This window comes from Leisingera sp. CC-HEC093 (assembly GCF_059429195.1).
The window spans coordinates 1,108,877-1,127,500 of sequence record NZ_JCAIJR010000001.1; the positions used below are offsets into that span (position 1 = coordinate 1,108,877).

The window sequence follows — 18,624 nt, forward strand, 5'->3', positions numbered from 1 at the left end:
TTCGCGCGCGAAACATTGGGACAGAAGCTCTGCCACTAATTGTACTGCTGGGTGCAATTGCCGCCGCAAAACCGGCGAAGTGTTATCAGACTATTACCGCCTGCCGCTCCTGCTCTCCGACCCCGAAAACACGCTTGTAGCGCGCGATTTCGTCCGCCGGCCCCATCGCCTTTTCCGGGTTGTCCGACAGTTTCACCGTGGGCCGGCCATTCGCCGAAACCGCCTTGCAAACCAGCGAGAATGGCGCCAGCGCGTCATCGGGCACCAGCCCGCGGAAGTCGTTGGTCAGCAGCGTGCCCCAGCCGAAGGAAACCTTGGTGCGATCCGAAAACTGCGCGTTCAGGTCCTGGATCTGCTGCACGTCGAGGCCGTCGGAAAAGATCACCCGCTTATCCGCCGGATCCTCGCCACGCTCTTTCCACCAATTGATCGCCACCTCGGCGCCCTTGGCCGGGTCGCCGCTGTCGATGCGGATACCAGTCCAGCCCGCCAGCCAGTCCGGCGCGCGATCAAGGAAACCCTGGGTACCGTAGGTATCCGGCAGGATGATGCGCAGGTTACCCTCATGCTCATCATGCCAATCGGACAGCACGTCATAGGGGGCCTGAGCCAGTTCCGCGTCGCTGTCCGCCAGCGCCGAATAGACCATCGGCAGCTCATGGGCGTTGGTGCCGATCGCCTCCACCTCACGCCGCATCGCGATGAGACAGTTGGAGGTGCCGGTGAATTTGTCGCCCAGCCCCTCGATCATCGCCTGCACGCACCAGTCCTGCCAAAGGAAGGAATGCCGGCGGCGGGTGCCGAAATCGGCGATGGTCAGCCCGTCCACTTCGCGCAGGCGTTCGATCTTTTCCCAGACCTTGGTCATGGCGCGGGCATAAAGCACCTGCAGCTCAAACCGGCCCATGCTGTTGATCACTGCCCGGCTGCGCAGCTCCATCAGCACCGCAAGCGCCGGGATCTCCCACAGCATCACCTCGTGCCATTTACCCTCGAACGTCAGCTCGTACTGATCGCCCTTGCGCTCCAGGTGGTAGGGCGGCAGGCGCAGCCCCTCGAACCATTCCATGAAGTCCGGGCGGAACATCTGCCGCTTGCCATAGAAGGTGTTGCCGCGCAGCCAAGTGCTTTCACCGCGGCTGAGAGACAGTGAGCGGATGTGGTCCAGCTGTTCGCGCAGCTCGCCCTCGTCGATCAGCCGGGCCAGCGGCACATGCGCCGAACGGTTGATCAGAGAGAAGGTGACGGTGGTGTCCGGCTTGTTGCGGAACACCGACTGGCACATCAGAAGCTTGTAGAAATCAGTATCAATCAGCGACCGGACAATCGGGTCGATCTTCCACTTATGATTGTAGACGCGGGTTGCGATGTCCACCGGTGGCCTCATGCGTAAGGGTCACTGATTGATAAGACAGCCCGCCAGCCAGGGCAAGGAGATCAGCCCGCGCGGCGGCTTTGCGCCTGCGGCGCCAGTTTGGCCAGCAGCTCCAGCAGCTTGGGCTTGCTGATGGGTTTGCTCATGAAGTCGTCCATGCCTGCGGCCAGGCAGGCCTTGCGGTCGGACTCAAACGCATTGGCCGTCAGCGCGACAACCACCGGCTGCGGCCGGGCCTGTGCGCGGATTGCGCGGGTGGCTTCCAGCCCGTCCATTTCCGGCATCGACATGTCCATCAGGATGATATCGGGCGCAAAGGACTCTAATCGCTCCAACGCTTCGCGGCCATCCTGGGCAAAGGCCAGTGCGACCGGCAAGCCGTGGAGGAATTTCTCAACCAGAAGCCGGTTCACGGCGTTGTCCTCCGCCACCAGCACCCGCAGCCCGTCCAGCGCCACCGGATCGGCTGCCCCGGACGGTTCTGCAGGCGCTGCCTTCTGCTTCTGCGGTTGCTGCAGGTGCAAACGCACCGCAAAGCAAGAGCCGGTGCCTAATTCCGAAGACACCGCGATGCCGCCGTCCATCGCCTCTGCCAGGCGGCGGGAGATGGCCAGCCCCAGTCCGGTGCCGCCAAAGCGGCGGCTGATTGCGGCGTCGGCCTGCGAGAACCGCTCGAAGACATCACTCAGCTTGTCCTCGGCGATGCCGATGCCAGTGTCCGTCACGGTGAAGGTGAGCTCATACCCCTCTGCCGCCGGTGTGCCGCCCAGCGCCACTGCCACCCGTCCCCGCTTGGTGAATTTGATGGCGTTACCGGCAAGGTTCATCAGAATCTGCCGGATCCGCCGGTCATCGCCATAGAGTTGCGCGGGCAGGCTGTCCTGAATGTCCAGCACCAGCTCCAACCCCTTGGCCTCCGCCTGGGCCTGAAGCAGGCGAACCGTGTTTTCGAAACAGGCGCGGGGATCAAAATTGACAGGACTGAACGTGAGCTCCTCTGCGTCCATTTTGGAGAAGTCCAGCACATCATTGATCAGCCCCAGCAGCATGTCGGCGGAGTTGAGAATGGTATCGGCATAAAGCGCCTGCTCCTTGTTGAGGCCGCTGTCGCGCAACAGCTGCGCCATGCCGATCACCCCGTTCATCGGGGTGCGGATCTCGTGGCTCATGGTGGCGAGGAAATCGGCCTTGGCGCGGGCGCCTTCTTCTGCGGCGACGCGCGCCTTTTCCAGCTGGCGGGCGTGATCCTTGGCCGCGGTGATGTCGCGCTCCACCGCGATCAGGGTTTCCAGCTCGCCTTCGCTGTTCAGCATTGGAACCTGACTGGTTTCAATCCAAACCAGGCGCCCGTCCTTGCGCCGGTTGCGGATTTCCACCCGGACAGGGCGGGCATAGCGGACACTGTCCTGCAACCGCTGGATGGTGGCAGGATCGGTTTCGCCGCTGTTCAGCAGGTCGCCTGGCATCCGGCCCAGAGCCTCTTCAAAAGAATAGCCGGTAATGCGGGTGAAACTTTCGTTGACCCAGGTGATTTTGCCGGACCGGTCCATCAGCATCACGCTGTCATTGGCGTTTTCGGCGACCAGCGCCAAGCGCCGGGCCTCTTTCCGCTGCTCCTGCAAGCGGCTGTTTGCCGCTTCCAGCTCCTGCTGCTGGGTGGCAGTGGCAAAGTTGTACTGGCGGGTGTTTTCAAAAGTCCGCCGCCCGTAGGCCGCCAGCCAGAACATGAAACCTGTCAGGGTCACGATGCCGACAGCATGCAGCTGCCATTCAGTTGAAAAGCCGCCTCCCGCCATCAGGTCGACGGCGAGCATGGCGGCAGGCACCGCACAGAATAACACCATCCAAACCAGCGATGCCTGCCGGTGGTAAGGCAGAGTTATCGCAGCATTCATCGCGATACCCGCGAGGAAGGCGATGGTGAACAGAATATCAAGGTGGTGACCGGTGTCGACGCCGGTATCCGCCCAGGGCCAGTACGGCAGGGTGGCGCAAACGCTCATCCCGGCGCCATAAACCGTGGCCGACGCGGTCGACAGCAGCCGCAGCCGCCGTTCTGGGGCCCCTTTGGCCGCCAGCGCCGGAAGCCGCCGCAGGCAGTAGCTGTCGGCAAGGTCGCCAATGAATGCTGCCAGAAAGGCAAAGGCGGCGATGGTCATATCTGTCGCCAGGCCCAGCAACAGGCACACCCCGAATACAAAGACCTGACGCGACCAGAACGTTTTATAGCGCCCCTTGGCATAGCGCAGCATCAGCTCTAACGAGCTGTACTTTCGTTCACAGCTGACCAACGGGCCGGTGTCCGGCCCTTCCATTGAAGTCATCATCCAGCCTTGCTGCCAGGACACCCGGCCAAGCTTAATCGGACTTTGTTAATTTTCAGAAACCACAACTCAGGATTGCAGATTTACCCCCGCATCTTTCAGTTGTGATAATGCCGCCTGAAGCGAGCCTTCCAGATCAATGGCGCGGCAGGCAGTGAGGTCCACAGTTACTGCAAAGCCAAGACGCGCCGCGTCCAGCGCAGTGAAGGCAACGCAGAAATCCGTGGCCAAGCCGGCCAGCGTGAGTTCCGAGATGCCGCGGCTGCGGAGGTATCCTTCCAGCCCGGTTGGCGTGATCTGGTCGTTCTCGAAGAATCCGGAATAGCTGTCGATCCCGGCGCGGAAACCCTTGCGGATGATCAGGTCGCCATCGGTGCGCAGGCCGTTGTGAAAGGCGGCGCCCTCGGTGCCCTGCACACAGTGGTCGGGCCATAGCACCTGGGTGCCATAAGGCATGTCCGCGGTTTCAAACGGCGTCTTGCCCGGGTGCGAGGACGCAAAGGAGGAATGCCCCGCGGGGTGCCAGTCCTGCGTCAGGATCACGGCATCAAACCGCTCCATCATCGCATTGATGGGGGCCACTACCTCATCCCCGCCGGGCACCGCCAATGCACCGCCGGGGCAGAAATCGTTTTGCACATCTACAACGATCAGGGCCTGTGTCATCGGTACCTCCTATACTGCGCACACAATATCTAGCGGTACAGGCGGGCCTAGGGAACTGTTGTTGCATGCCGGCGCGGGCGCAAGGCAAAAACATGCATCCAAATCCCTTGTTTTATTGGCACTGCGGAGTGGGTTCTTTGACTTGAAAACCCGGCCCCATGGTTCTAAGGGCGGGGCATGTACACGATTGCTGCCCTCTATCACTTCACCCGTTTCCCCGACCCCGCCGCGATCCGGCCGCCGCTTCTGGACCTGTGCCAGGCGCAGGGCGTCAAAGGCTCCTTGCTGCTGGCGCAGGAAGGGATCAATGGCACCATTGCAGGCCCGCGCGCAGGCATCGACGCAGTGCTGGCGCATATCAAATCCCTGCCCGGTTGTGCGGGGCTGGAATGGAAAGAAGCCACCGCAGCCGAGCCGCCGTTTGGCAAGATGAAGGTGCGGCTGAAGAAAGAGATCGTGACCATGGGCCAGCCGGACGTGGATCCGCTGGCATCCGTCGGGCATTACGTCGAGCCAGACGAGTGGAACGACCTGATCCGGCAGGACGATGTTGTGTTGATCGACACCCGCAACGATTATGAGGTGGCGATTGGCACGTTTGAGGGCGCGATCGACCCCAAGACCGAAAGCTTCCGCGATTTCCCCGCCTGGTGGGAGGAGAACAAGGACCGCTTTCACAACAAGCGCGTTGCGATGTTCTGCACTGGCGGCATCCGCTGTGAAAAATCGACCAATTACCTGCTGGGCCAGGGGGTGGAGGATGTCTATCACCTGAAGGGCGGTATCCTGCGCTATCTGGAGGAAACGCCCGCCGAAAACAGCACCTGGGAGGGCGAGTGCTTTGTCTTCGACAACCGGGTGTCTGTCGGCCACGGACTGGTGGAAGGCCCGCATGAGCTGTGCCACGGCTGCCGCCGTCCGATCCTGCCGGGAGACAAGGCGCGGCCCGAGTTCGAGCAGGGTGTCAGCTGCCATCTGTGCATCGATCAGACCTCAGAAGAAGATAAGGCGCGGTTCCGCGAGCGGCAGAAACAGATGAAGCTGGCGCGGGAGCGCGGCGAGGGGCATCTGGGCAGCATCCCGCTGTAACTCTGCCAATAAGCAGTCACTAAAAAGGCCGCTGCCCATCGGGACAGCGGCCTTATTTAGTATTTGCGGGGCTGTCAGCGTCAGTCGCTGCTCAGGCCCAGATAGCTGCGGGTGCTGGCCAGCAGACCCTCGCCATGAGCCGGGGCCAGCAGGCCTGCGTGGTCTTCGCCTTCGGCTGAGGCCATGTCGGGCAGCTGGTGGGCAATGCCCTTGTGGCAGTTGATGCAGGTCTTCTCGCCGGTGAACAGAAAGCGCTCATGCGCGTCCGCGGCCCGCTTGGACTGGCGGGTGATATCCATCGACTCATCCGAGTGGCAGTTGCGGCATTCCAGGCTGTCATTGGCCTCAAGCCGCGCCCATTCGTGCTGCGCCAGCTCCAGCCGGTGCTCCAGGAATTTCTCCCGCGTGTTGATGGTGCCGAAGATCTTGCCCCAGACCTCCTTGGAGGCCTGCATCTTGCGGGCGATCTTGTTGGTCCAGTTGTGCGGCACGTGGCAGTCCGGGCAGGACGCCCGCACGCCGGAGCGGTTGGAATAGTGGATCGTCGGCTTCAGCTCTTCAAACACGTTGTCGCGCATTTCGTGGCAGCTGGTGCAGAAGGCCTCTGTGTTGGTGACTTCCAGCGCAGTGTTGAAGCCGCCCCAGAAAATGATCCCCATCACAAAGCCGCCCATGGTCAGGAAGCCGAGCGAGAAATAGGCACTGGGCCGCCTGATGATCCACCAGAGACGTTTTAGAAAACCCCACATCAGTCAGACCCGCCCTGTTTGGAGTGGACGTAGTCCAGCACCTTGTCGACATCGACGAACTCGTTTTCGACCAGCGGCCGGGCGTTGGTCTGCACCACATGGCACTGGGTACAGAAATAGCGCCGCGGGCTGACCGCGCCAAGGGTCTGGCCCTCGCGGTTCATGAAGTGGGTGACCGAGATCATCGGCGCCTGGCTGACCTCCACCGCGGTGCGGCTATGGCAGGTCAGGCATTTGTTGGAGTTCAGATCGACCTGATAGTTGTCGGTCTTGTGCGGGATCAGCGGCGGCTGATCCGGGTAGTTGCGCACCTGGCGGATGTCGGTGTTGACGATGCCGGGGATCTGGGTGGCTTCGCCCTGTTCGCCCAGCGGCGCAGTGTTGCGCAGCGTGGCGACCTGATTCTGGGAAACGTCCTGGGCAAAGACTGCCGAGGCCAGAAAGACCGGAACAGCCAGGATGGCGAGACGGAGATGTTTCATGACGGGCCTCACACTGCTTCGATACGGACTGCGCATTTTTTGAAGTCCGTCTGTTTCGAGATCGGATCGGTGGCGTCCAGCGTGACCTTGTTGATCAGCCGGCGCGCATCGAACCAGGGCACAAAGACCAAGCCTTTGGGCGGCTTATTGCGGCCGCGGGTTTCCACGCGTGTGCGAATTTCACCGCGCCGCGAGATGATCCGCACTTCGGTGCCGCGCCGGAACCCTTGGGCCTTGGCGTCGTCCGGGTGCATGTAGCAGAGCGCGTCGGGCACTGCCTGATAGAGTTCCGGCACCCGCTGGGTCATTGAGCCGGAGTGCCAGTGCTCCAGCACACGGCCGGTGGCCAGCCACATCGGGTATTCGTCATCCGGGCTTTCCGCCGGCGGCTCGTAGGGCAGTGCGAAGATCACCGCCTTGCCGTCAGGCTTGCCGTAGAATTCGTAATCTGAACCCGGGGTCACATAGGGGTCGGAGCCTTCCTTGAAGCGCCAGCGGGTTTCCTTGCCGTCGACGACGGGCCAGCGCAGGCCGCGTTCCTCGTGGTAGCGGTCGAAGGGAGCCAGATCGTGGCCATGGTCGCGGCCGAACTCGGCGTATTCCTCGAACAGGCCCTTCTGGAGGTAGAAGCCAAAATCCTCGGATTCGTGGTTGCCGTATTCCTTTGCCTTCTCGGTCAGCTCGTATTTGTTGACCTTGCCGTTGGCGAACAGCACCTCGAACAGGGTCTTGCCCTTGTATTCCGGGTTGGCGTCCAGCAGTTCGGCAGGCCAGACCTCATCGGTGGTGAAGCGTTTTGAGAACTCGGCCAGCTGCCACAGGTCGGATTTCGACTCACCTGGCGCGTTGACCAGCTGGTACCAGAACTGGGTGCGGCGTTCGGCATTGCCGTAGGCGCCTTCCTTCTCGACCCACATGGCGGCGGGCAGGATCAGGTCGGCGGCCTCTGCGGTCACCGTCGGATAGGCGTCCGACACCACGATGAAGTTGTCGGGGTTGCGGTAACCCGGCAGCCCCTCCTCCATCATGTTGGGGGCAGCCTGCATGTTGTTGTTCACCTGCACCCAGTAGCAGTTGATCTTGCCGTCCTTCAGGTCGCGGTTCTGCTTCACCGCGTGGGAGCCGACCCAGCCCGGAACGGTGCCCTCAGGCAGCTTCCAGATCTTTTCGGCGTAGGCGCGGTGCTCTGGGTTCTTGACCACCATGTCGGCGGGCAGGCGGTGCGAGAAGGTGCCCACCTCGCGCGCGGTGCCGCAGGCAGAAGGCTGGCCGGTCAGCGAGAACGGCGAGTTGCCGGGGGTGGAGATTTTCCCGGTCAGCAGGTGGATGTTGTAAAGCAGGTTGTTGGCCCAGACACCGCGGGTGTGCTGGTTGGCCCCCATGGTCCACAGCGACATGACCTTGGTGTCGGGATCGGCATACAGCTTGGCGATCTTTTCCAGGGTCTCTGCCGGGACGCCGGACATTTCCTCAGCTTTTTCGAGCGTGTATTCGGAAACGAATTCAGCGAACTCTTCAAAGCTCATCGGCTCGGAGCCGCCTACCTTGTCGTTGTTCTCAGCCGCCTGTTCCAGCGGGTGTTCCGGGCGCAGGCCATAACCGATGTCCTGGTTGCCGCGGCGGAAGTTGACGTGTTTGGCGACGAAATCCTTATGCACCGCATCATTCTGAATGATGTAGTTGGCGATGTAGTTCAGGATCACCAAGTCTGTCTGCGGGGTGAACACTGCCGGGATGTCGGCCAGATCAAAGCTGCGGTGAGTAAATGTGGACAGCACCGCCACTTTGACATGCGGATGGCTGAAGCGGCGGTCGGTGATGCGGGTCCACAGGATCGGGTGCATCTCGGCCATGTTCGAACCCCACAGCACGAATGCATCGGCGTTCTCGAAATCGTCATAGCAGCCCATCGGCTCGTCGATGCCGAAGGTCCGCATGAAGCCGCCCACGGCAGAGGCCATGCAGTGGCGGGCGTTGGGGTCGATGTTGTTGGAACGGAAGCCCGCCTTCATCAGCTTGGAAGCGGCATACCCTTCCCAGACGGTCCACTGGCCGGAGCCGAACATGCCGATGCCCTCGGGGCCTTTCTCGGCCAGGGTCTTTTTCCATTTCTCGGCCATGATGTCGAAGGCCTCATCCCAGCTGACCGGGGTGAATTCGCCCTCCTTGTCATATTCGCCGTTGGTTTTACGAAGCAGCGGCTGGGTCAGGCGGTCGGCGCCATACATGATCTTCGACAGGAAGTAGCCTTTGACGCAGTTCAGGCCGCGGTTGACCTCTGCCTGGGTGTCGCCGTGGGTGGCGACCACGCGGCCGGCCTTGGTGGCAACCATGATCGAGCAGCCGGTGCCGCAGAAGCGGCAGGGCGCCTTGGACCATTTCAGTTCGGTGACATTGGCGTCGGTAACAAGGTTCTGCGCTGCCGCGGGAACCGGCAGGCCGGCGGCAAGCGCCGCGGCGGCGGCGGCCTGCGCCTTGATGGCGTCACGGCGGGTCAGGCCAGTCTTGGGGCCGGTCATTGGAAGACTCCTTCTTCAATGGCGAGGTCCTGCGCGTCGCAGGCTTGATGAAAGACAAGCGCCGCGCTGGCGACGCCGTCGAGAAGCTGAATTTTGGCCAGGGCATCGCCGATGGCGCGGTCGCTGTCCGCTTCGAACAGAACGACGATTTTGCCCGAGGGGCCGGTTTGCGAGATCTCGGCCCGGGGCATGGATTTGATTTCGGCCAGAACGGCCTCCATCTGCGCCGGGTTGCTGCGCACCAGCAGGCTGGAGATATGGATTTCTTCTGTCACGCGGACATCCTTTGCTGGCGGGGGTCGCTGATTGCGATGGCGTTGCTGGGGCAAGTGGACAAGCAGGCGCCACAGCCAGTGCAGGTGCTGGCGTCCACCTGGATGGCGCCGACCGGGCGGACCGACAGGTCCATCCGCAGGGCGCGCGGGTCGCAGATGTCGGTGCACAGCTGGCAGGCAATACCTGCCGCATTCAGGCAATTGCTGGTGATCTCCACCGTTACGGGCCAGGCTGCGGCCGGCTCCAGGTCGAACACAGGTTCCGGGCAAGCCTCAGCGCAGGCGGCGCAGAAGGTGCATTCGCCGCCGCGGAAATTGATGCGCGGGCGGTTCCGGCTGTCGAATTCAATAATGTTCTCCGGGCAGTTTTCCACGCAGGCGTTGCAACTGTTGCAATGAGTCTGCACCCGGGCCTCATCCGTCCAGGGCGGGCGGAATTCCGGATCGGGGCGGGCTACCTTTCCGGTCAGGAAGGCGCGGCGCGAAGGGGCTGTGCTGGCATGTGCTGGCATTGGCCTGGGCCCTCAACCTGTGGGCGGTCCCAGGAAGATCTGCGAGATCCATATCATCAGGCCATATCCGCCGACGATTCCCACTGCCAGAACCGGCGCCAGGATGACCGCGAGGAACAGAAAGGTGTTCCGCTCTTCGGCTTTGGTTGGCTGTTCGGACATAAGCGTCCTCCTTGGCTTGTGTATTCTGCACTGACACCACGCGGAACGCCCGCAATAGACTGGTGCAGACTGTGGCAGCTTAGCCCAGCAATGCCGGATGACAGTCAAAGTCTGATGTCAGATCCAAGTCTTGCCTTGCCCGGCACAGCCCTGCCAGCGCCACCATGTAAAAGTAGAGCGTTCAAAACCTTGATCTGAATCATTTCGCAGATGTTCGATCTAAAATTTCAAATATTCAGGAAATCGAAATGGTACTGCCGACGCACCACAGCTGCGCCCGCGCAACCAGCGACACAGATACTGACCGCAACCGTCCGGTAAGGGCCGGATGTGCCGTTTCGTTTGAATTCGCGGTCCACGCTTCGCAAACATCGCATTCTGCGCAATTTTGCGGGGGGAGGCATAGCTCAAAGTGCCAGGGACCGGCTGCCCGCGACTGGATGAAGGCGCGCGCAGAGGATCTGCTGCCGGTCGCGTATTTCCACGTGGTCTTCACCTTTCCAGCCGCCATCGTCGCGCCGCGGCCCGCATCGAAAACCTTCGGGGAAGCGGCCTTTCTTTGCGAGCACGGAACTTTGGTCCAGATGCCCGAAATCGGACATTGGCCGTCGTGCTTATACGAGTGGGCTCCCCCCCCTGAGTAGAGTGTGCAGCACAGTGGCTGCCTTTACACGCAGGCGGATTGGTCCCAAGGCGGGGTCTCGCCGCCAAGGTGTTCCAGGATGAAATCAATGAATACTCTTACTTTGGCTGGCAGATAACGGCGCTCGGGATAAATGGCATAAAGCGTCTGCGACGGCAGCAGACAGTGCGGCAGCACTCGCACCAGCCGCCCCGCCGCCAGGTCCGGACCGGCGGTGAAGGTCGGCAGCCGGCCGATCCCCGTCCCGCCCAGGATCGCCTCCCGCAGCGCTTCGCCGTTATTGACGCTGTAGCTGCCGCCGGGCCGGAAGGTCTCCACCTCGCCGCCGCAATTGAAAACCCACTCCTGGAAATCCCGGCTGTAGGAATATTGCAGGCAGTTGTGGCGGCGCAGATCGCTGACCGTTTCCGGCGCGCCTTGGCGTTCCAGATACGCCGGGGCGGCAACCAGGACGTTGTGCAATGGCGCGATCTTGCGGGCCACCAGCGCAGAATCCGCCAGCGTCCCGCCGCGCAGCGCGAGGTCGAACCCGTCGGCGAACAGATCGGCCACCCGGTCATCCATCACCATGTCTACCGACACGCCGGGATAGCGCGCCAGAAATCCGGAGATCAGCGGCGCCACATGCAGCCGCCCAAAGGCCATCGGCACATTCACCCTCAGCCGCCCCTTGGGCGCCTCCTGCAGCGCCAGCACGCTGTCCTCGGCCTCTTGCGCTGCCTCCTGCGCCCGGACCGCATGGGCATAGAAATGCTCGCCCGCCTCGGTCAGGCTGACATTGCGGGTGGAGCGGTGAAACAGTTGCGCCCCCAGCCGCTTCTCGATCTGCGTGATCCGCTTGCTGACAGCTGATTTGGTCACCCCCAGCCGCCGCGCCGCTGCGGCAAACCCTTGCGTTTCGGCAACCGCGACGACCACCGGGATATCTCCCATGCCTTCCATTTTCCTTCCTCTCCGGACGGGGTGAGTTTTTCTCAACATCAGGTTTCACTTTAACTGGATTATCTCACACCTGGAAACCGCCTACCTTTGCAGGGTCATCAAGGAGACGTGCCATGGCAAAGATGCTGATCGACGGTGTGCTCACCGAAAAGCCGAAACCGGGCGACGGAGTGTTCCGCCGCATGAGCAGCGGCTTCCGCGGCTGGATCGAGCCGCGGGCAGATGCGGATTTCCCGGCTGAGACGGGCCGCTATCACCTCTATGTCTCCAAGGCATGCCCCTGGAGCCACCGCACCACGATTCTGCGCGCGTTGAAAGGGCTGGAGGAGATCATCACCGTCACCCAGATGGTGCCTCTGGCAGGCCCTGACGGCTGGCAGATCGACACCGCGGCCTATGACCCGGCAGCAGGTGTGCCGCGAGATGAGTACCTTTATCAGGTCTATCAGCGGGCAGATCCCGGCCACACCGGCCCGGTCACGGTGCCGGTGCTGCTCGACAAGAAGACCGGCCGCATTGTCAGCAATGACTCCGGCGACATCATGCGAATGCTGAATTCGGCCTTTGACGAGCAGACAAATGCCGTCCCGGACTTCTATCCGCCGGAGCTGCAGCAGGACATCGACCGCATCAGCGCCGATATCTACGCCCCGGTCAACAACGGCGTCTACCGCGCAGGCTTTGCCACCACCCAGGCGGCTTATGACGAGGCGATCACCGCCCTGTTCGGCAAGCTGGATGAACTGGACGCCCTGCTCGGCACCCGACGCTATCTGACCGGGGAGCGGATCACCGAGGCGGACTGGCGCTTGTTCACTACACTTGTCCGTTTTGATCCGGTCTATGCGACCCATTTCAAAACCGACCGCAAACGGATCGCCGAATACCGCAATCTCGGCCCCTATCTGCGCGATCTCTTTCAGGTGCCCGGCCTGGCCGGCACGATCGATATGGAGGCGATCCGCCAGCACTATTTCCTGAGCCACCGGCACATCAACCCGCACGGGATCATCTCTGCCGGTCCGGACCAGGATCTGAGCCAGCCGCACCGGCGGGACAGTACCACGCTTCCCGCCTGATCCGACCACCCTGCAACCGGACCGGGGCCGCTTCCCCGGGAACAGAACTGGAGAGTTCCATCATGAAACTGCTTTCGAAACTTGCCGTTGCCGCGGCCGCTCTGTGGCTGCCCGCCCAAGGGTTTGCCGGCGCAGAGGACACTGCCGGCATCCTGAAACTGGAATACACTGACGGCCGCCCGGCCTCGATCGGCGTGGAGGACGTGAACGCGGTGCTGCACGGCGTCGGGGTCCGAGTCAGCACCGTTGCGATTCCAGATCAGGCGCTGCCGGTTCTTGAGGCCTCCCGCAGCCGCGCCATCACCGCCGAGGAAGAGGCGCAGTTGATCTCCGATTTCGGGTTGAACCGTGAAGACCTGCTGGCGGAAATTGCCGCTGCCGGGCGGGAGCCAACGGTCGAAAACGGCGGTTCCCTCACCACCTCCGAGCCGGGCGTCGCGCCTTATCCCAAGGTTTATGACATGAACAAGATGGACGCCGAGACCCGGATCTGGGTTCACAAGAAATTCGGCCCGCTGCACATCAACCACGCCGAGGACGGCACCGGCATTGATGAGGTGATGACCATCGTCTCCGGCGGCCCCTGGATTTGGTTCTTCGAACTGCCCGGCGATGTCATCGGCAAGCTGACGCTTGGCCATGTCGGCCCGGAAGGCGAAGCCTGGCGCATCAGCTACCCCGGCATCCGCCCGCACGGCGGCTTCCTGGACCCGGAGTATGGCCTGGTTGTCGCCTACGCGCACGGGCCGGAGCAGTTCGAGATCCACTTTGACGCAGACAACGTCGCTGGGTCCCGCCTGAACGGCACCAATGCCTGGATCGACATGTCCGGGGATAAGCCGCTGCTTCTGGATGCGCCGCTGACCGGCGACCGACACTGACGCGACTGCCGGCGGTCGGCCCGCCGGCAGTCCTTTTCCCTCTCATCCTGCTGACCTGATGAAATCCCCCGTACTTACCATCGACTTCTTCCACGACGCGGTCTGCGGCTGTTGCTTTGTGATGTCTCCAAAGCTGCGCAAACTGGCGGCTGAATTTCCCGTCCGGGCCCGCCACCGCGCCTTTGTTCTGCAGGACTCGCCCGCCAAGCTGGCCGCTGCCTTCGGTTCTGCGGAAAAAGCCAAATCCGCCATTCTGGGCCATTGGAAGCGATGCGCCGAATATGACGAAGGTGGCCGCATCAATGTGGAGGGGATGCGCCGCCAGCGGTTTCTATATCCGTCCGGACTGCAGGGCGCCAAAGCCTGCAAGGCCGCAGAGCTGGCTTCGGTTGTGGCTGATGTCTTGACCCAAGCCTCAGCCAGCACTGAACTGCAGTGAGCAGCACGCTACACGGGTGAAGTTCTTAGGTCGAACTATCGCCTCGCAACCATTGATGGCTGGGCCACGGGAAGCCACCCCGCGTAGTGACCAGCGTCGGCCGCGTGCTCGGGCGTCTGGCTGAGGTCTGCAATGTAGCTGCCCAGTGCCGCGTTGCCTCGCTCCGTAAGCTCGGTAACGTCGATCCACAAGGGGTCCTCTCTCATTTTGAGCGGTTGCCAAAATTCGAACTCTTCAGTCTTCAGATTGAAACCCAAGTCAGTGAATGCCTTGGCATCGCCTGGCGACGGACTACCGTTAGCGTCTCTTACTGGTGAACTCTCATTCGCCAGCGATGCGGCCCGTCAGAGGACGCATTCGCTGCGCCTGCGAAGTCAAGCGACATGCGAAATCACACTGTGCCGGAACCAAGCAGATGGGGTGGATGTCTCCCGCTCCCGGCGTCGCAATGCGCCATAGTGCAGGTGTTAGTATCTGCGTTTGAGAGGAGCCACCCCATGCAAGTTAGCACTATTGGCCTTGACCTGGCCAAGTCCATTTTCCACGTCCATGGCGTTAGTGAAGACGGGCAAGTTGCGTTCAATAGACCTTTGCGACGAGCCCAAGTGACCTGCCCCCCGCGAAATCCCTCACCATGATGTAGAGTCTGCCCAACCCTGAAGGAGCAGACGAATGCGGAAGAGCCGTTTTACCGAGGCGCAGGTTATCGGGATGATCAAGGAGCAAGAGGCAGGCATGCCGACGGCGGAGGTGTGCCGCAGGCACGGACTCAGCCCAGCAACATTCTACAAGCTGAAGTCCAAGTATGGCGGCATGGGGGTGTCGGAGGCCGCGCGGCTAAAGGTGCTGGAGGACGAGAACGCCAAGCTGAAGCGGCTGCTGGCCGATACGATGCTGGATCGAGCCATTGGAACGCCATTGGTCCGAGAGACAATGGCGAGGGTGGTTCTGAAGGATCTTCTGGGAAAGAACTGACGACGCTGACCAAGCGGCGAGAGGCAGCGCTCAGGGCGCTGCGGGATCACGGCATCTCGCAGCGCCGGGCCTGCCGGCTTGTCCACTGCCCGCAGTGGTTTGCTTGCAAACCGTGAGAGGGGGTGTCGACCCAAAGACAGTCCGGCGCGAACGCCCGCCGGACTGCCCTGAGATCCGTAAAGAGATGCAGGAGATCGCCGGAAAGCGGCGCCGGTTCGGCTACCCGTTGCCCGGCAGGCGATGCTTGCATCGCCGAGAGGGGCGGATTGGCGTGTTGCTTGTCCGGCGATCACGACCATGGGCGCTCCGCCTTTGGCAGACTGGTTGCGGAAGCGGCTTTCTGGGCGCCGGCGGGCCTGCTGCCGGGGCCGCATGTCCGGTGGGAAGAGGCGGGGCCCGATACGGCACGTGCGATCATCGCCTATGACGGCCTTGAGCAAACGGTCGATATCGAAGTCGCTCCCCATGGCCAGCCCCAATCGGTTGTGATCCAGCGCTGGAGTTCGGAGAACGCCGACAGGACCTACCGACAGCAACCCTTCGGCGGCCACCCGAGCCTGTCATCCCGGTACCGGGAGCTGATCGGGGACCTGGCTGGCGCCCTGAATGCGCCAGAGGTGCGGCGGGAGGCAACGGCGTCGCTGCGGGCGCTGATTTCGGAGGTGCGGCTGGTTCCGGACGCTGATGCGCCGGGCGGGCCATCAGGTTGAACTTGTTGGGGAACTGGCGGGGATCATGGCGTTGGATCAGCCTGAATCGAAGAAGCCCCCGCTTTTTGCAGGGGCTTGGTCGGAAACGCTGGTTGCGGGAGCAGGATTTGAACCTGCGACCTTCAGGTTATGAGCCTGACGAGCTACCTGGCTGCTCCATCCCGCGTCAGGTTTGTTTGATATCGTATTGAGAGATTTTGGATTTTACTAGGTTTGGCGGTGACCTACTCTCCCAGGGCTTGAGCCCAAGTACCATCGGCGCGACAGTGCTTAACTTCCGGGTTCGGGATGGGACCGGGTGTTTCACTTGTGCTGTAGCCACCAAACCGAGAAAAATCCACTCCGGCGCGCCTTTATTGGGAGCGCCGGTACAATCACGTTGTCCAAGTCAGTTAGGGATGTTTGCTTTGATTGGTTTTGTAACACTGTCTGTTACTGGATCAAATCAAGCCTATCGGGCGATTAGTACCGGTCAGCTGAACGCATTGCTGCGCTTACACCTCCGGCCTATCGGCGTGGTGGTCTTCCACGGCCCTCAGGGATACCTTGTTTTGAGGGGGGCTTCCCGCTTAGATGCCTTCAGCGGTTATCCTGTCCGATCATAGCTACCCAGCACTGCTATTGGCATAACAACTGGTCCACCAGTGGATCGTTCACCCCGGTCCTCTCGTACTAGGGGCAACTCCTCTCAAGTATCCTACACCCACGGCAGATAGGGACCGAACTGTCTCACGACGTTCTAAACCCAGCTCACGTACCTCTTTAAACGGCGAACAGCCGTACCCTTGGGACCTGCTCCAGCCCCAGGATGAGATGAGCCGACATCGAGGTGCCAAACACTGCCGTCGATATGGACTCTTGGGCAGTATCAGCCTGTTATCCCCGGCGTACCTTTTATCCGTTGAGCGATGGCCCTTCCACGCGGGACCACCGGATCACTATGGCCGACTTTCGTCTCTGCTCGACTTGTCAGTCTTGCAGTCAGGCTGGCTTCTGCCATTGCACTCAACGAGCGATTTCCGACCGCTCTGAGCCAACCTTCGCGCGCCTCCGTTACTCTTTAGGAGGCGACCGCCCCAGTCAAACTACCCGCCACGCAGGGTCCCGGATCCGGATAACGGACCGCGGTTAGACATCAAGAGTGCGAAGGGTGGTATCTCAAGGGAGGCTCCACCGGAACTTGCGTTCCGGTTTCGATGCCTACCACCTATCCTGCACATCACAATCCTGATGCCAGTGCGAAGCTGTAGTAAAGGTGCACGGGGTCTTTCCGTCTAACCGCGGGAAGCCTGCATCTTGACAGGCAATTCAATTTCGCTGAGTCGATGTTGGAGACAGCGGGGAAGTCGTTACGCCATTCGTGCAGGTCGGAACTTACCCGACAAGGAATTTCGCTACCTTAGGACCGTTATAGTTACGGCCGCCGTTTACCTGGGCTTCAATTCGGAGCTCTCACCCCTCCTTTTAACCTTCAGGCACCGGGCAGGCGTCAGACCCTATACGTCGCCTTGCGGCTTCGCAGAGCCCTGTGTTTTTAATAAACAGTCGCCACCCCCTGGTTTGTGCCCCCGGATCCAAGTTGCCTTGAACCCGGGCCTCCTTCTCGCGAACTTACGGAGGTATTTTGCCGAGTTCCTTCAACATCGTTCTCTCAAGCGCCTTGGTATTCTCTACCAGTCCACCTGTGTCGGTTTAGGGTACGGTCTGATGGAGGGCTATTTCCAGGGACTGATCAGCAGCCCATTCAATCCGATAAGGATGAACTACCTTCACAATCCGTCACATCCTCCTGGCCCACGAATATTAACGTGGTTCCCATCGCCTACGCCTTTCGGCCTCGGCTTAGGGGCCGGCTTACCCTGCTCAGATTAGCTTTAAGCAGGAACCCTTGGACTTTCGGCGAGAGTGTCTCTCACACTCTTTGTCGCTACTCATGTCATCATTCTCGCTAGTGATCTCTCCACCGGATGGCTCACGCCCCGGCTTCATCGAAAGCTCCTTGCGTCCAATCTTTCCCGCAGGAAAGTAAGGACGCATGGAACTATGTCACACTACGCTCTGCTACCATGCACTATGTGCATCCTCGGCTTCGGCTCATGGCTTGAGCCCCGTTACATCTTCGCCGCAAGACATCTTGATTAGACCAGTGAGCTGTTACGCTATCTTTAAAGGATGGCTGCTTCTAAGCCAACCTCCTGGTTGTTTTGGACGTCTCACCTGCTTTCCCACTTAGCCATGAATTGGGGGCCTTAGCCGGAGGTCAGGGTTGTTTCCCTCTCCACGACGGACGTTAGCATCCGCCGTGTGTCTGCCATCTAGTACTCCCGGGTATTCGGAGTTTGGTTAGGATCAGTAAGCCTGTGGGGCCCCATTACCCATCCAGTGCTCTACCCCCCGGGGTATTCGGATGACGCTCTACCTAAATAGATTTCGCAGAGAACCAGCTATCTCCGAGTTTGATTGGCCTTTCACCCCTAGGCACAGCTCATCCCGATCCTTTTCAACGGATGTGGGTTCGGTCCTCCAGTGCGTGTTACCGCACCTTCAACCTGGCCATGCCTAGATCACTCGGTTTCGGGTCTGATCCCACGAACTCATGCGCCCTATTAAGACTCGCTTTCGCTGCGCCTCCGCCTAACGGCTTAAGCTTGCTCGTGAGACCAAGTCGATGACCCATTATACAAAAGGTACGCTGTCAGCCCTCAAGGGGCCTCCAACTGATTGTAGGCGTTCGGTTTCAGGTACTGTTTCACTCCCCTCGCCGGGGTGCTTTTCACCTTTCCCTCACGGTACTGGTTCGCT

15 protein-coding genes, 1 tRNA gene, 2 rRNA genes and 3 pseudogenes (1 of these 21 running past the window's edge) are annotated in these 18,624 nt (G+C 61.1%); 8 read left to right on the forward strand and 13 right to left on the reverse strand.

The genetic code is table 11. The features are described 5' to 3' along the window. Positions 1-85 precede the first annotated feature (85 nt). The 3 genes from pncB to pncA all read right to left on the reverse strand — a co-directional run bounded on the left by pncB (position 86) and on the right by pncA (position 4,365). Positions 86-1,375: a nicotinate phosphoribosyltransferase gene (gene pncB, locus AC5STB_RS05285; RefSeq protein WP_495441933.1), complete on the reverse strand. Its 1,290-nt coding sequence runs from the start codon at positions 1,373-1,375 to the stop codon at positions 86-88. Between the two features lie 62 nt (positions 1,376-1,437). Beyond that, positions 1,438-3,702, reverse strand: coding sequence for an ATP-binding protein (locus AC5STB_RS05290; RefSeq protein WP_495441934.1), 2,265 nt, complete (start codon positions 3,700-3,702; stop codon positions 1,438-1,440). A 66-nt stretch (positions 3,703-3,768) separates the two neighbouring features. Then, positions 3,769-4,365, reverse strand: coding sequence for a bifunctional nicotinamidase/pyrazinamidase (gene pncA, locus AC5STB_RS05295; RefSeq protein WP_495441935.1), 597 nt, complete (start codon positions 4,363-4,365; stop codon positions 3,769-3,771). A 177-nt stretch (positions 4,366-4,542) separates the two neighbouring features. On the opposite strand from pncA, the gene trhO reads away from it, so the two are divergent. Further along, a complete protein-coding gene (gene trhO / locus AC5STB_RS05300) occupies positions 4,543-5,454 on the forward strand; it encodes an oxygen-dependent tRNA uridine(34) hydroxylase TrhO (protein ID WP_495441936.1) in 912 nt (303 codons plus the stop codon). 80 nt (positions 5,455-5,534) lie between these two features. Here trhO and AC5STB_RS05305 read toward each other — a convergent pair whose 3' ends face one another. From AC5STB_RS05305 to napE, 6 genes are read right to left on the reverse strand one after another with little or no spacing between them, the layout of a single operon-like run. Further along, on the reverse strand, positions 5,535-6,203 hold the full coding sequence (locus AC5STB_RS05305; protein WP_495441937.1) for a cytochrome c3 family protein: 669 nt from the start codon (positions 6,201-6,203) through the stop codon (positions 5,535-5,537). Further along, a complete protein-coding gene (locus AC5STB_RS05310; RefSeq protein ID WP_495441938.1) occupies positions 6,203-6,685 on the reverse strand; it encodes a nitrate reductase cytochrome c-type subunit in 483 nt (160 codons plus the stop codon). The genes AC5STB_RS05305 and AC5STB_RS05310 overlap by 1 nt, the downstream gene beginning before the upstream one ends. An 8-nt stretch (positions 6,686-6,693) precedes the next feature. After that, positions 6,694-9,204, reverse strand: coding sequence for a nitrate reductase catalytic subunit NapA (gene napA / locus AC5STB_RS05315; RefSeq protein WP_495441939.1), 2,511 nt, complete (start codon positions 9,202-9,204; stop codon positions 6,694-6,696). Continuing rightward, the gene (locus tag AC5STB_RS05320) at positions 9,201-9,479 is read right to left on the reverse strand and encodes a chaperone NapD (protein ID WP_495441941.1); all 279 of its coding nucleotides are present in this window, start codon (positions 9,477-9,479) and stop codon (positions 9,201-9,203) included. Before AC5STB_RS05320 ends, napA begins: the two co-directional genes overlap by 4 nt. Then, positions 9,476-9,991, reverse strand: a complete 516-nt coding sequence (locus tag AC5STB_RS05325; RefSeq protein WP_495441942.1) for a ferredoxin-type protein NapF — start codon at positions 9,989-9,991, stop codon at positions 9,476-9,478. Before AC5STB_RS05325 ends, AC5STB_RS05320 begins: the two co-directional genes overlap by 4 nt. Before the next feature lie 12 nt (positions 9,992-10,003). Beyond that, complete coding sequence (napE, locus tag AC5STB_RS05330; RefSeq protein ID WP_039185196.1) at positions 10,004-10,153, reverse strand: periplasmic nitrate reductase, NapE protein; 150 nt, start codon at positions 10,151-10,153, stop codon at positions 10,004-10,006. A 323-nt stretch (positions 10,154-10,476) separates the two neighbouring features. Here napE and AC5STB_RS05335 point away from each other — a divergent pair. Continuing rightward, a pseudogene (locus AC5STB_RS05335) lies at positions 10,477-10,665 on the forward strand (transposase zinc-binding domain-containing protein); the annotation flags it as partial. A 155-nt stretch (positions 10,666-10,820) separates the two neighbouring features. On the opposite strand, the gene AC5STB_RS05340 reads toward AC5STB_RS05335, so the two are convergent. Next, a complete protein-coding gene (locus AC5STB_RS05340; protein WP_495441943.1) occupies positions 10,821-11,729 on the reverse strand; it encodes a LysR family transcriptional regulator in 909 nt (302 codons plus the stop codon). 122 nt (positions 11,730-11,851) lie between these two features. Here AC5STB_RS05340 and AC5STB_RS05345 point away from each other — a divergent pair, with 122 nt between their 5' ends. The 6 genes and pseudogenes from AC5STB_RS05345 to AC5STB_RS05370 all read left to right on the forward strand — a co-directional run bounded on the left by AC5STB_RS05345 (position 11,852) and on the right by AC5STB_RS05370 (position 15,822). Beyond that, a complete protein-coding gene (locus AC5STB_RS05345; protein WP_495441944.1) occupies positions 11,852-12,817 on the forward strand; it encodes a glutathione S-transferase family protein in 966 nt (321 codons plus the stop codon). 62 nt (positions 12,818-12,879) lie between these two features. Continuing rightward, positions 12,880-13,698 carry a hypothetical protein gene (locus tag AC5STB_RS05350; protein WP_495441945.1) on the forward strand — a complete coding sequence of 273 codons (819 nt, stop codon included), beginning with the start codon at positions 12,880-12,882 and terminating at the stop codon, positions 13,696-13,698. A gap of 58 nt (positions 13,699-13,756) precedes the next feature. Further along, entirely contained in the window at positions 13,757-14,137 is a 381-nt protein-coding gene (locus tag AC5STB_RS05355) for a hypothetical protein (RefSeq protein ID WP_495441946.1), read from the forward strand. Positions 14,138-14,634: 497 nt separating this feature from the next. After that, positions 14,635-14,745 (forward strand): annotated as a pseudogene (locus AC5STB_RS05360) (IS110 family transposase); the annotation flags it as partial. Positions 14,746-14,809: 64 nt separating this feature from the next. Continuing rightward, positions 14,810-15,401 (forward strand): annotated as a pseudogene (locus tag AC5STB_RS05365) (transposase); the annotation flags it as partial. Beyond that, positions 15,391-15,822, forward strand: coding sequence for a DUF6544 family protein (locus AC5STB_RS05370; RefSeq protein ID WP_495441947.1), 432 nt, complete (start codon positions 15,391-15,393; stop codon positions 15,820-15,822). The pseudogene AC5STB_RS05365 and the gene AC5STB_RS05370, both read left to right, overlap by 11 nt. Before the next feature lie 89 nt (positions 15,823-15,911). Here AC5STB_RS05370 and AC5STB_RS05375 read toward each other — a convergent pair. The 3 genes from AC5STB_RS05375 to AC5STB_RS05385 all read right to left on the reverse strand — a co-directional run. Then, a tRNA-Met gene (locus AC5STB_RS05375) sits at positions 15,912-15,988 on the reverse strand. Between the two features lie 45 nt (positions 15,989-16,033). After that, positions 16,034-16,148, reverse strand: a 5S ribosomal RNA gene (gene rrf, locus AC5STB_RS05380). Positions 16,149-16,263: 115 nt separating this feature from the next. Continuing rightward, positions 16,264-18,624, reverse strand: a 23S ribosomal RNA gene (locus AC5STB_RS05385) (it continues 469 nt past the right edge of the window).